Below are 13,346 nucleotides of genomic sequence, written 5' to 3'. Positions count from 1 at the left end.
AGCCAGGGCGCTCCCCTATTCCTTTTGCTTATCCCGCATTCTATTTTTTGATAGCCCCCGGGCCAGGCCTCTGGCTACCTTTGCAGGGTATTTCAATATAGTATGTGACTACACGCATACTATCCAACCCAATGGTAACAACAGATATTTGCATAATTGGCGCGGGTCCGGTGGGTCTGTTTGCCGTTTTTGAAGCGGGTTTATTAAAAATGCGTTGTCACCTGATCGATGCGCTGCCGCAGGTCGGCGGGCAGCTTTCGGAGATCTACCCGCAGAAACCGATTTACGACATTCCCGGTTATCCGTCCATCACCGCCCAGGCGCTGGTCGATAACCTAATGGACCAGATTGCCCCTTTCAATCCGGGCTTTACGCTGGGCGAGCGCGTCGAAACCCTCGACCGGCAGAGCGATGGTTCATATATCCTAACCACCAACGACGGCACCTCGGTGCACTGCCAGGTAGTTGTCATCGCCGGTGGGCTGGGTTGTTTTGAGCCGCGCAAACCCGAAATCGAGAATCTCGAACGCTTCGAGGGCAAGGGTGTTGCCTACATGGTGAAAAATCCGGAGCAACTGCGCGACCGCCGGGTGGTGCTGGCGGGCGGTGGCGACTCGGCCCTCGACTGGACAGTTTTTCTGGCCGACGTGGCCAAAGAAGTAACCCTCGTACACCGCAGCGACACGTTCAGAGGAGCGCCCGATTCGGCCGAGAAAGTATTTCAACTGGCCAGCCAGGGACGCATTAACCTGGTGCTGCAATCTACCATCACCAGCCTCGGCGGCAACGGCCATTTGAAAGAGGTGAGCATAACGGCGAAAGACAAGTCGGTAACGGTTCTGCCCGCCGACAACCTGATTCCACTTTTTGGCCTGACGCCTAAACTCGGCCCGATTGCCGACTGGGGCCTCACCATCGACAAATCGGCAATCAGCGTGAACACCACGGATTATTCGACCAACGTCGAGCGCATCTACGCCATTGGCGATATCAACACGTATCCGGGTAAACTCAAGCTTATTCTCTGTGGCTTCCACGAAGCCGCGCTGATGTGCCAGAGCGCCTTCCGCTACGTCCATCCCGACCAGAAACTGAGTTTTAAATACACGACCGTCAACGGCGTTCCCACGTTTTAAATTAAGTAGCCAGTAGACAGTCGATAGTACTTAGTGAAGGCCAGTGCAAGCGGCCGTCTAGTTTTTATACGAGCCCTGACAATACTTTTCTGACTACTATCAACTAGTCACTAACTACTACATTTCCTATGATCCATTTCACGATTGAAGACCGTAACGGCGACCAGCAGCCGATCGAGATTCCGGAAGGCATTAACCTGAGCCTGATGGAGGTGCTGAAAGCGTCGGAATACGACATTCTGGCGACCTGCGGAGGCATGGCTCTCTGTGCCACCTGCCACGTACACGTGCTGGACGGGCTCAATGCGCTGCCCGCTGCGCAGGATGCCGAGCTGGACATGCTGGATACTTTGCCAAACCCTGAACCGAACAGCCGGTTGTCATGCCAGATCCGCGTCGACGAGACCCTTGAGGGCGCTATTTTTCAGCTAGCCTGACGCCGGTTGTTACTACGTAAGGTCGTCGAGACCGCGTCCCCCGCTACTCATTATCCATCGTCAGCTCTTCCTGTTTTTCAAGATGTTTCAGTATGTCGGGGCGGGTCAGCAAAGCCGGGCGAAGCTTTTTCTCCGACATACGTTGCCAGTTATCGCCCCGGTGCTTATTGCCCGGCTGGCTCGCGTTGCCATAACTCAGCGATACCTGCGCCCGCACGGGATCTCCGAATTCGGTCACGGCAACGTAGGTATCTCCGGAAACAGCCCGGTTCTTGCCCGGCTGCTGCCGATCGGGAGCAAAGTAGATCGTGCGGTAGATGCCATACTGTTCCGACCCACCACTTCCCGGAACGTCCTGCCCCGCCGGGCCAAACCGATTTACTTCGCCCCAGGCGACATCCAGACGACCGTACTGCTGCCGCACCTGACCAGCCGCTTTGATCAGCAGTTCGACCGCCTGCTTAGGATTTTTTAGCCCGTCGGGCGTGCTGACCGGGTGTTGTGGGTCCCACCCCACCGCGGCCATGCCCGGCTTGAACTGATCGAACCAGGCGGTAAACAGAATCGCTCCTTTGCTGTCGGCATTGGTGGTCCGGTCCCAGGCTTTGAGCACCGAAGCGGCCTCCAGAGCAACCGGGTCTGCCTGCGGGTCGATAGCGGCCAGCAAATCATCCAGAAAGCGGTCGGCGGCTTCCATGCCCGTGTTGAGTTTATCATTCACCAGCTCTTCGAACGTAATGGATGCGTCGTCTTTCACCAGATTGATCGAACGCTGAGGGCGTAGGCGCAACGGCATGCCCACCGGCGACAGATAAGCCGGGAAGGACTGCGGGTTCAGCACGGCCGGATACGTACAGCTCCAGGGCGCATCGTTGGCGTTCTGCACAAAACCAGTTGACGGATTGAACACCCTGGGCAGATCGGCATACGGATGGGTCTGCGTCCAGATGTATTTCGACGACGACCCATCGACAGTGCCCTGCCAGAACGGCCAGTCGCCCGTGCTCCGCTGGGGTACGTTTCCGTCGAACAGATACAGGATATTACCGGCTTTGTCGGCATAAACGACGTTGAACATGGGCAGTTGCATCCGCTTCAGTGCCGTCTCGAACTCGGTCCAGTTGTGGGCTTTGGCCATGGCGTGGTGCTGCGCGGCTATGGACGGATTATCCAGACCGGCGAACCGCAGGGCGTAGGCTTTCCCGTCCTGACTATTCATGACCGGTCCGTGTTTGGTATAGCGATATGTGATCGACTGCGACTTGAGCTGACCATCGGGCTGTTTCACCTGCAGCACGACGGCCTTTTGCTCAAACGCCTGTTTGACACCATCCAGCACGTAGCCGTCGTCCTGTAGGGTCAGCAGATATCGGTCGGCCGCGTCGATGGTATTCACGGTATGGGTCCAGCCGAGGTTGTTGGTAAAAGCGATGTTCAGCACGGGCTGCCCCACCAGACTGGCGCCGTAAGCCATAAAATCGGGACCGTTGAGGTGCGCTTCGAAAAAGAGAAAGAAGCCTTCCCACGGCAGATGCGGATTAGCCAGCAGCATGGCTTTTTTCGACGCTGATTTTGACGGGGCTATCGCGTAGGCATTTGAACCGGGCGGCATCAGCCGGGCCGCACCAGCTTCATTTCCCCCGATAAATTCCAGACAAATTACCCGACTGATATGAGCCAGCACATCCGGCCCTGTGATGGGCAGTACCTGCTTGAACTCGGCTCCGATAGCGTCCGGATGCGCTTTGGCGTAGGCATTCAGGCCACTGACAAAACCATCCAGGCACCGCTGATAGTCGGCTTCCTGCTGCCGATAGTGCTGCTGCGCCCGTTCGGGCAGCCCGAAAAGGGTTACGATCTTGTCGGAGTCCAGGTACTGGGCTCCCCAGTACTCAGCTGCGCGACCCCGCGCCTGCCCGTACAACTGGAGGAGCAGGTTGGCATGATTCTGCATCTGGGCATACCCAAACCCGTGATACATGGCTTCGAGGGTTTTCCCATAGACGTGCGGTACCCCGTCGGTGTCCCAGAGAATCTCGTTTTTCGAAACCGGTGCTGGCTTCGCTGAACCAGCGCGCTGAGCCGTTTGGGCAGCGCTCAATAGAGACAGTAGTAGCAGACAGGCAGCAGTAAATACCTTCATACGTTAAGAAAATTAAGGATTGGAATGAATGGATTGAGACTCTAATCGGCCCGCAGGTATTGAATGGGGTTAGCGGTAGTTGCTTTCATGGCTTGCCGCAATACGGTCAGGAGGGTTATCAGGCCGGTCAGTACCAGCGCAGCGACAACCAGCCAGCCACTCATCGAAATGCGATAAGCGTACTGCTGCAACCAGCCTGCCATCAGCCACCAGCCCAGGGGAGCCGCCACAACAAATCCCAGTGCAAGCAGCTTACCGAACTCCCGGCCAAACAGCCAGAGCAGCTGGCCGGTATGGGCTCCCATGACCCGACGAACCCCGATCTCTTTGGCTCTGATCTCAGCCATAAAGGTTACCAGGCCGTACAACCCCAGGCAACTCATTGCGATGGCGATACCAGCAAATACCTGCACCAAAGCCGCCAGCAACTGCTCCATATCGGTGAATGTCTTCAGCAGATCGTCTACAAAATCGGCGCGGTACACCTCATCGGGCAGGGTTTCATCCCAGACCTGCTGAATGGCTTTCTGAGTAAAAGATGCCGGATTCGGCGCCAGAGCGAGTATGGCCATGCGGCTGTGCGGCCGATCATGAATGAGCGTAACGGGCAGTATGGGACTGTGCAGATCCCCACTGCGAAAATCCCGAACGACGCCGACGATCGTGCGGTCGGCTTCTTTGATACGCATCCGTTTGCCCACCACCGCAGCCGCCGATACCACGCCCAGCTGCTTCACCAGTGCTTCGTTGATCAGTACTTCCCTACCGGTCGTATCCGTTGGCCGGAAGTTTCGCCCGGCCACCAGCGACAAGCCAAATACGGACAGATACTGCTCGTCGGCGGCCCGGATGCGGGTTTCGAATGGCTCAGGTTCGGTAGCCGTGTGGTAGCTGAACTGGCTCGGGCGGTTGTAGGGGGAAGCGGGCGGATCGCTGCCGAACGTAAGTCCGCTCACTCCGGGAATGCGGAGCCAGCGCTCGCGGAGCAGGTCGTTAGGAATAGCTCCCTGTGGTGATAACCAGATAGACAGCCGGGCCGTATGCTGAAACCCCCAGTCGGCGGTCTGCATGTGCCGGAGTTGAGCCGAAATGATCAGTACACCTATCAGAAAGAGTTGAGTCAGAATAAATTGTCCGACAATCAGGCCCTTCCGTACCGATAAGCCACCGGCAGATCGAGCGGCCATCGCACCCGCCAGAGCGGTTATTGGGCTATATTCCGACAGAACCAACGCCGGGTATACGCCGGACAGCAGAACGACTCCGGCAATCAGGCCGGAAAACCAGACGATTGCCCGGGGCTGAAGCAAATCTCCAACCGAAATAGCAGGGTTTAGCATATCGACCTGACTGGCCAGCGTCTGGTTGACCACCGGCAGCACCAGCTGCGTCAGCAGCAAAGCCACCAGCACCGCTAGCAGTGTAATCAGCGACGTTTCCAGCAGCGATTGTCCCACCAACTGCCGCCGGGTACTCCCCACCACCTTCCGGACGCCAACTTCCCGCGACCGTTTGAGCGCCCGGGCCGTGGCCAGGTTGATGTAGTTGATGCAGGCCGCCATTACCAGCAACAGCCCTACCCCGATCAGGGCATACAGCAATGGACGCGGGGCCATGCCGCTGCGCTCGTGATTGAGCTCCCGTAGCGGAAGCACCTGATAATCGAAGCGGGCGGCTTCGTTAGCAGGCAGGTATTTTTGGCGAATGGCAGGCAATACACGCGGCAACAGCCCCGGATCGGCGCCCTTCCGCAGCAGCACGAAACACATGGCCTGCAGCCCCTTCCAGTCCAGTAGAGCCTCCGGACTCTCCAGTACCGGAATGGTCGCGTACGAAACCAGGGCATCGTAGCGAAGCTGGGTATTGGCGGGCGGATTTTTGATGATGCCCGTTACGGTCAGGTTCGTCCGGTTGTCCAGCCGCAGCGTCCGGCCCATAGGGGGTGCCGTATCGAAATATTTCCGGGCGTAGCGTTCGCTCAGTACAATCGTGTTTGGAGCCGACAGCGCCGTTTTCGGGTTGCCACTCACCCACTCGACGCCGAACAGATCGAAATACTCGGGTTCGGCGAAGCAGATGTTGCGGGCTTCGCCAAACTTCTTCGCCCAGCCGCCTTTGCCATTGGGCACGCTGATGGTGCGCCCAAAAAAGGTTTCCAGCCGGGTTGCGCTTTCGACGAACGGATAATGGCGCCGGAGCACGTCGGCCAGCGGGCGGGGAGCGGCATCGGTCGGCATGACGCGCTCCTGCTTCACGTCGGTCACGATCCAGTATGACCGGTCGAGGTGGGGGTGATACCGGTCAAAGCTCAACAGGTAGTTGACGACCAGAAAAATGATCAGGCCACTAGCCAGCCCCAGCGCCAGACCACCGATGCTGATCAGGTTTACGGAGCGGTTCTGCCAGAGTCGACGCCAGGTTAGGGTCAGGTAGTGTACGAACATAAAAGGCAGGGGGAAGAAAAGAGTTGGAAACGGTTGAGTCCAATCAGCCTGAGTGGCTTAACCCCAGCGATGCCGCACTCGCCGGGACCGGCGTTGAAACAGCAGGCGGGCACAAAAGACCACCAACAGACTCGACAGACCCACGAGCCAGACGTTGCCAAATGCTTTCAGGGGCATGGCAAAAACCTGGCTCACCCACATCAGGCAAATCATCAGCGTCACAAACGCAATCACACTACCCTGAAGCCATTGCTGATAGTGCCCCGGTTGCGAACGATGCCGCCGGTAACGTCCGGTAGCCAAACGCCCCGACACAATCGGCATCGGGGCCAGGTTCAGAGCCTGCTGATACGTTTGTTTCAACTGCGCAATGGCCTGCGGGCTGGCCTCCTCCATAACCTGGTGCAGAGCGGCCTCGTACGGCTGTCCGGCAGCCATCCGGTGTTCGATATCCATCGCCAGGTGATCCAGTAATTCGGCCTGCAGCGCTCTGTGTGGATGGTTTCGGTGCAGCGCCTGCTTTACCTGGCGCAGTTGGGATACGGTTAGCTTTTTCATGCAAAACGGATTGATTATGGCGAAAAGTTGGGTGATCAGAACATGTTTACTGCCCGACGGTCCAGTTGGGAGCGGGTTTGAGGAGCAGGTGCATCAGGTACATGAAGCGTTCGAACTCGCCAACTTTCCGGTCGGCGGTTTCGTTGCCGCTGGGTGTCAGCGCATAATATTTACGCAGACGACCATCGACCTCCTGGGTCTGGGTAACCAGCAACCCCTCCTGCTCAAGCTTGTGCAACACCGGGTAAAGCGCCCCGAAGGTTAGGTTCAGTTCGCCCTCCGTTCGCGTTCTGACCGCCTGCGTAATTTCATAACCGTACATCCGCCCATGCTGGGCCAGTAACCGTAGAACGATGGTTCGGAGCGTGCCCCGCAGGAACTCCTGATTAGCTGATTCCATATCCGAAATGTGTTAGCGCCAAACTTCGACTCAAATATATATAATTTTCTTATATATAAAATATGCAGTTATAAAACTTTAACGATGCCACCGGCGGGCGAACCTAAAACAATTAAATGGTCACTCGATGGAGGAGGGGCGGGAAACGGTACGTCAGTTCGTCGACCAGGCTGTTTGCCCTGGTGGAGTTTACAAAAAGACGAGTACCACCGTTAAATCGTGCAGTTGAATTAGCGAGTCGTCGTACTTTTGGAATTGATATTACCGATCAGGGACTAGATTGAAAAGTCAGTAGCCTAAGCCAGAAAAAACGGATGAAACTGTATAGAACTACCTTTTTTTACGTCTCGGTCATTGGCATTTTTTCCGCTTTAATTTACTGGATCGCTGTAGTAGGAACCAGGCTGGAGCAGGGCAGAAACATTACGGTTCATCCACCGGGCCACAGCCAGTGGTCAGACTTTGTGGATACCTTCGTTCACAATCTTGAACAGCCTTTAGCCCTTTTGCTGGTACAGATCATGGTCATTATTCTGGCGGCTAAGGGGTTCGGCTGGCTGTGTACCAAAATAGGCCAGGCGACGGTCATCGGCGAAATGATTGCCGGGATTGTGCTGGGGCCATCTTTACTGGGGCTTTACTTTCCGGAAGTTTCGGCTGTTCTTTTTCCTAAACCGTCACTTGGTAATCTGCAGTTTCTATCGCAGATCGGCTTGTTGCTGTTCATGTTCATCATCGGCATGGAGATCGATCTGAAAGTGCTTCGCAACAAAGCCAATGATGCGGTCGTCATCAGTCATGCGAGCATTATTCTTCCGTTTGCCATGGGCATGGGGCTGGCCTACTTCATTTATCAGTCCTTTGCCCCGCCAAACGTTCAGTTTCTGTCGTTCGGTTTGTTTATGGGCATCGCCATGAGCATTACGGCGTTTCCGGTACTGGCCCGCATTGTGCAGGAACGTGGCATACAGAAGACCAAACTAGGTACGATCGTATTGACCTGTGCCGCGGCTGATGACATTACCGCCTGGTGTATACTGACGGTGGTGATCGCTATCGTAAAAGCTGGCTCTGCTCTGAGTTCTGTTTATTCGATTCTCTTATCGGTTGCTTACCTTTTCCTGATGATCAACCTCGTGAAGCCGTTTCTGGAGCGCATCTGGAACGCCTACGCCCATCCGGAACGCCTGAGCAAACCACTGGTTGCCCTTTTTTTTCTGACACTGATCAGCTCGGCTTATATCACCGAAATTATCGGCATTCATGCCTTGTTCGGGGCGTTTATGGCGGGAGCCGTCATGCCGGAGCGTGTAAAAATCCGGCACCTGCTGATCGATAAAATAGAAGATGTGGCACTGGTCCTGTTCCTGCCTTTGTTCTTCGCGTTCACCGGCCTCAGAACCCAGATAGGGTTGCTCAACGACCCAAGCCTGTGGGGAACCGCCGGCCTGATTTTGCTGGTAGCCGTAGTCGGAAAATTTGTCGGAAGCACCGTGGCCGCAAAGTTTGTCGGGCAAACCTGGAAAGAGAGCCTGAGCATTGGCGCGCTGATGAATACAAGAGGGTTGATGGAGTTGGTTGTCCTGAATATTGGTTATGATCTGGGCGTATTGACCCCGCAGATTTTTACGATGATGGTGATCATGGCGCTGTTAACGACCTTTATGACAGTTCCCGCCCTGGACGCGATCAACTGGCTGGTCAACCCGAAGCCAGGAGGAATACCACAGGAAATAGAGTAACGCCCGGTGAGCTGGCTCTGGGCATAAAAAAAGCTCCCACGTTGGGGAGCTTACCGCTTCGGGAAGAGTTCGGTTAGCGAACCCGCATCCGATAGATCGTCCGACCACGCAGGCCAATTACAGGGCCACCTACTTCGATGATGCGCGGACGAGCCGGGCGGTTGATGTGCATTAGATTCGTTCTCATTAGCTTTTGTTGTTTGTGAATGATGACACAAAGATGTGCGATAGGCCTATCATCAAGCTACTAAATTGGTACCAACCGCTGTTTTTACCGGACGAATCGTCTAAAAGCAGCGATCAACGGCGAAATAGACACATTGAACTATTTTAAGTAATTGGCCACCATACAGCTAACTTAATAGTAATAAACGAAGATATAGGATTTTTCGAAGGAGCCTAAACAAAGAAAGCCAGACGACGTAGAGTCACCTGGCTTTTGGTTTCGCTCTGTGTGCAGCTCCAGACCCGCGTTTCAAGTGAGTGTGTGCTACTTCGAACGAAATACACCTACATAACCTACCCGAAACAGGATTGTTTGAAAAAGATATTATTTTTTTCAAAAAGCAGCCCGAAGCCCATCAACTATCCGTACATTCAACGGATAAGAGAAAATCCGATCTTAACCCTCAACGCTATGACCGAAGCCCAATACATTCTGGCCCTGACCATTCTGCAAAACCTCGAAAGTGAATTTCGCCGGGCCTACGAAACCTTATCGACCGCCGGAGCCAAACAAAGCGCCGAACTGGATCTGGTGCGTGCCGACGCCTACAAGAACGCCGTTAAGATTCTGGAAGAGGCTAAAAACAACGCCACATTTCGGTGATAGCCGAACCCTAGACTCCTTATAAAAATGCTGCGTAAAACCTGTGACTTATTGAATTAAACGCGCGACGAAAAAGGCAGCAGCAGCGGCCAGCGCTCCGATCAGCATCACCCTGAAGGCCCCACCAACGGGTGGCTGTCCGGTAACTTTACTCTTGAAATAGCCAAATACGAACAAACAGATCAGCGTCAGTCCGCATGAGTACAGCAGGGCTTCGTGCGGACTAGCGAGTATGAAATAAGGCGACAATGGCACCAGCCCGCCCACTACGTAGGAAAGCCCGATGGTCAGCGCGCTTTTGGTCGCCCGATTCGGGTCGGGTTTGTCCAGTCCCAACTCGTACTGCATCATAAAATCCACCCACCTGGTTTTGTCTTTAGCCAGTTCATCGGCAATCATACCCTGAATGGCGGGCGGCAAACCCATTTTTGCAAACACCTCCCGAACTTCTTCTTTTTCACGCTCCGGAACGGTTTCCACTTCCTGCATTTCCCGACGACGCTCCGAATCATAATGATCAACTTCCGTCCGTCCCGCCAGATACCCGCCCAAACCCATCGCAATCGAACCGGCCACAATCTCGGCAATACCCGCCGTAACGACCAGCGACGAGCTGGCCACAGCGCCACTCAAGCCCGCTGCCAGCGCAAACGGCACGGTCAGCCCATCCGACATACCGATAACGATGTCGGAAATCATGTCCGAACTACGCATATGCTGTTCGTGATGGATATAGCCTGTACTTGTCATCTAAGTAAGAGTTTCGGTAGTGGTCAGTTTATATCGGCTTATTACAGATGAATATCGGACAATGATGGCGAAATAGCCAGCCTTCGGGCTTGATAACATTGGTCGATTGTCCAGGTGTCAGCCTGCGGGCAGTGTATTTTCTGCCCGCAGGTGTTGACCGGAGTAAGTCAGGAATCGATCTTACTCGTCTTTGACGTCATTCCGATCAAGCATCATTACCTTGTTCCAGTCAACTCCTTACTGCATATGAACCCGGAACTGCCACACCTGCTTATCCAGCATATAGCTCAGGTCCTGAAACTTGTTAGATGTCACCTCGTCGCCATTTTTGCTGGTACTCTCCACCCGTTGCCGTACGCGTTTGGCGATGGTAAAAATGCGTTCGGTCATGATGGCCAGCACCTGCCGGTCAGACAGGAAGCCAGCCGGAAATTGAGGTAGGTTAGCTGTTTTCACAATCGTCTCGGTGCGTCCATCGGTTGGGATGCCGATCTGCAGCTGCCGCTCGGCCAGCAAATCGGCCTGCTCACGGTAGGTATCGGCATATTCCTGTAATTGTTCGTGCAGTGGCAAATAAAGCGGTCCCCGCAGGTTCCAGTGCGACTGTTTGGCGTCGTGAAAGAGTTCCAGCAGTTCGACTACAGTAGCCTGTAAATCGGCGTTGATGGCCTGCCGCTTTTCGGCTTCCAGCGGAATCCATTGATCCGCTTTTTCATTGCGGTAGTTGTCCAGCGACGATCCGGACGGAGTATTGGGCTCGGCAGCAGCATTGGTGCCGGCTTGTGCGCCAGCCCGGCGGTTTTGCGCCAGGGCAGGCTGCGTCAAGAGGGTCAGCGCAAATACACCACTGGCGACACATAGCTTCAGCGTACTGATTGAGTTAACACGCGATTGAATAATCATACCAATTGAAGAAACGTTGATAAAAAAATGAACTGTTTATAAAAATAGGGGCACTTACAGGGTGATGGCTACCGGGTAGCCGGGGCACTCGCGGACGACTCCTCGCGTAACTCGGTATGCATGATGAGACCACCATAACGACCCACATTGATCATCAGCCCGCAGGTGATCAGCGACAGCACGAAAATCAGACCAGCCAGAAAACGCTGCCGTTTTGCCCGCTGCCAGGTTAGGGCCAGTAGGGAAAGAATGCCTGTCAGGTACATGCCGATGTTGGCTATATCAGCCGCTTCTTCGTGCTGGTGTAGCCGCGGCCGGTCCAGCGCATGAATGGATTGCAGGTAGTGTTCGGCACGCTCACCCGTCTGGTTGGTAACCAGCGTTGCGACAGTCAGAAAAATGAATAAGCCAAACCCGAGTTGAATGACGGCCTCCTGGCGTCGGATAAGGCCACTACCCAGCACGATGGTCGCCAGCAGGCTACCGACAATAGGAAAGTGATTCACCAGCAGATGCCAGTGCGCTCCATTGAGATTCATAAGACATAAAATGATTGAGTAAATGGAAAATTACAGATGAGCACAACCCAGTCACCCCGATCGATGTCCGTTAGGAAGCATCAATGAGCTGGACTAATTAGTCAGATTCATCCATCAGAATAACCCGGCAGTAAACGTGCGACTATAGCATCAGCGCAGGCTGTTGATTGGTAACTGACTCCGAAAAAGACGGAATTTGGGTTGAACAGTCCTGGCCACCATACGATTCGTATGGACCCACTTCGGCCAGGGGCAGACTACCGATTAGGCTCGTGGGGGATTGATTAGGGCAAAAATGGCCAGAAAAGTATACAAATCGGCTTTGCGAAAGAATTCAGCTCTGGCCGATCTCAGGAATTGTACAGGAGTAGTAACCTCCAGTCTGATGGCCCCCGGCGTGTAGACAGGTGCGGAATGACTGCTGGACGGCAGGTTCTGATGCGAATGGTTGGGGTGTTTCTGGTGTTCAGAGTTTGCCCCGTAATGCATGGCCAGAAAATCAGCGAAACTCAGGTTCGGATTCGTCTGTCGGTGTTCCTGAAAATGAACCATCAGATCGCCCCAGTGCGCCGACTGATCGATGCCGAAACCAGGAAGAACACTCCCTCCCAGCATCCAGCAAGCCAGCACAAAAGCAACGATCTTTCTCATGATTCTTAGGTGAATACCACTAGAACAGGTTGATCTGATTAATGTTTCTGTGGGTTTGCTTTACGCCCTAATTTAGAGACATTCTATGAACTCCAATAGGCTCGCGCAATAATTCTAGCAAATAAATTCACTGATTTTCAGCGACTTATTTAACCAGAGAAAGTACAAGGCCTACTATACAGAACCAGGAAAGCTTAAACAGCCTTTGTATTTTTACCCATATTTACCGTAAGAACTCATCCGTAAAATGTTCTTTATGCTTAGGCTGGGCAAATTTTTCAGTATTGTACTGCGTCGAACTACCCCGGGGAATAGACAGCGAAGCCCACTCCGTGCCGCGGACCATTTTGCCGATGAAAACAATCTGGCCAACATGATATGGATAATGCGCGAGCTGACGATTGATGGCTTCCAGTACCGAGTGGCCCATGTTTCGGATAAAAATCTCTTTTTGTAAATCGTCACTACCCAACGAATCGATTGTGTTGAGCAGGCACGACCAGCCCGCTTCCCATTTGGCCAGCAGTTCATCTCTCGACTGGATATCGTTCTCAAACTCAGCGTCACGGTTTCGCCATGCTTTTTCACCGTCCGTCGTCAGGAAATCGGTCCATCGGGAAAGCATATTTCCCCAAAGATGCTTAACGATCATGGCGATACTGTTACTCTCGGAGTTATACTGCCAGAACAGCGCTTCGTCAGGTAATTGAGCGATGGTTTGCTCACCGAGCAGCTTGTAATAGGCGAACTGTTTTCTGACGCTACTCAAATAGTCAGCAGCGATGAGTTCAAAAGGTACTTGGGCCATGAGCGT

The 13,346-nt window shown here is 54.0% G+C and carries 13 protein-coding genes; 4 read left to right on the top strand and 9 right to left on the bottom strand.

Going from position 1 to position 13,346, the window contains the following annotated elements; translation table 11 throughout:
* The first annotated feature begins 131 nt into the window (after nucleotides 1-131).
* Both ACYVC2_RS07005 and ACYVC2_RS07000 read left to right on the top strand, forming a co-directional pair.
* The gene (locus ACYVC2_RS07005) at nucleotides 132-1,136 is read left to right on the top strand and encodes an NAD(P)/FAD-dependent oxidoreductase (protein WP_461101590.1); all 1,005 of its coding nucleotides are present in this window, start codon (nucleotides 132-134) and stop codon (nucleotides 1,134-1,136) included.
* Between the two features lie 128 nt (nucleotides 1,137-1,264).
* A complete protein-coding gene (locus ACYVC2_RS07000; RefSeq protein WP_461101589.1) occupies nucleotides 1,265-1,573 on the top strand; it encodes a 2Fe-2S iron-sulfur cluster-binding protein in 309 nt (102 codons plus the stop codon).
* 43 nt (nucleotides 1,574-1,616) lie between these two features.
* Here the strand turns inward: ACYVC2_RS07000 and ACYVC2_RS06995 are convergent, their stop codons facing one another.
* The 4 genes from ACYVC2_RS06995 to ACYVC2_RS06980 are packed head-to-tail and all read right to left on the bottom strand — an operon-like array spanning nucleotide 1,617 to nucleotide 7,118.
* On the bottom strand, nucleotides 1,617-3,716 hold the full coding sequence (locus ACYVC2_RS06995) for an acylase (protein WP_461101588.1): 2,100 nt from the start codon (nucleotides 3,714-3,716) through the stop codon (nucleotides 1,617-1,619).
* A 41-nt stretch (nucleotides 3,717-3,757) separates the two neighbouring features.
* Nucleotides 3,758-6,160 (bottom strand): ABC transporter permease, encoded by a 2,403-nt coding sequence (locus ACYVC2_RS06990; protein ID WP_461101587.1) that lies wholly within the window; start codon nucleotides 6,158-6,160, stop codon nucleotides 3,758-3,760.
* Between the two features lie 57 nt (nucleotides 6,161-6,217).
* Nucleotides 6,218-6,718, bottom strand: coding sequence for a hypothetical protein (locus ACYVC2_RS06985; RefSeq protein ID WP_461101586.1), 501 nt, complete (start codon nucleotides 6,716-6,718; stop codon nucleotides 6,218-6,220).
* A 46-nt stretch (nucleotides 6,719-6,764) separates the two neighbouring features.
* The gene (locus ACYVC2_RS06980) at nucleotides 6,765-7,118 is read right to left on the bottom strand and encodes a PadR family transcriptional regulator (protein ID WP_461101585.1); all 354 of its coding nucleotides are present in this window, start codon (nucleotides 7,116-7,118) and stop codon (nucleotides 6,765-6,767) included.
* Nucleotides 7,119-7,432: 314 nt separating this feature from the next.
* Between ACYVC2_RS06980 and ACYVC2_RS06975 the strand changes: the two genes are divergently transcribed.
* Nucleotides 7,433-8,860 (top strand): cation:proton antiporter, encoded by a 1,428-nt coding sequence (locus tag ACYVC2_RS06975; protein ID WP_461101584.1) that lies wholly within the window; start codon nucleotides 7,433-7,435, stop codon nucleotides 8,858-8,860.
* A gap of 637 nt (nucleotides 8,861-9,497) precedes the next feature.
* On the top strand, nucleotides 9,498-9,689 hold the full coding sequence (locus ACYVC2_RS06970; protein WP_461101583.1) for a hypothetical protein: 192 nt from the start codon (nucleotides 9,498-9,500) through the stop codon (nucleotides 9,687-9,689).
* Nucleotides 9,690-9,737: 48 nt separating this feature from the next.
* Here the strand turns inward: ACYVC2_RS06970 and ACYVC2_RS06965 are convergent, their stop codons facing one another.
* The 5 genes from ACYVC2_RS06965 to ACYVC2_RS06945 form a co-directional block, all read right to left on the bottom strand.
* Nucleotides 9,738-10,439, bottom strand: a complete 702-nt coding sequence (locus ACYVC2_RS06965; RefSeq protein WP_461101582.1) for a VIT1/CCC1 transporter family protein — start codon at nucleotides 10,437-10,439, stop codon at nucleotides 9,738-9,740.
* 237 nt (nucleotides 10,440-10,676) lie between these two features.
* Nucleotides 10,677-11,342, bottom strand: a complete 666-nt coding sequence (locus ACYVC2_RS06960; protein ID WP_461101581.1) for a Dps family protein — start codon at nucleotides 11,340-11,342, stop codon at nucleotides 10,677-10,679.
* A 68-nt stretch (nucleotides 11,343-11,410) separates the two neighbouring features.
* Nucleotides 11,411-11,881, bottom strand: a complete 471-nt coding sequence (locus ACYVC2_RS06955; RefSeq protein WP_461101580.1) for a DUF2231 domain-containing protein — start codon at nucleotides 11,879-11,881, stop codon at nucleotides 11,411-11,413.
* 264 nt (nucleotides 11,882-12,145) lie between these two features.
* Complete coding sequence (locus ACYVC2_RS06950; RefSeq protein ID WP_461101579.1) at nucleotides 12,146-12,532, bottom strand: hypothetical protein; 387 nt, start codon at nucleotides 12,530-12,532, stop codon at nucleotides 12,146-12,148.
* Between the two features lie 223 nt (nucleotides 12,533-12,755).
* Entirely contained in the window at nucleotides 12,756-13,340 is a 585-nt protein-coding gene (locus ACYVC2_RS06945) for a DUF1572 domain-containing protein (protein WP_461101578.1), read from the bottom strand.
* Between the last annotated feature and the right edge of the window lie 6 nt (nucleotides 13,341-13,346).

The organism is Spirosoma koreense (assembly GCF_054777875.1).
The sequence above is the reverse complement of the archived record's forward strand: the minus strand, read 5'-3'. Positions and strand labels throughout refer to the sequence as shown.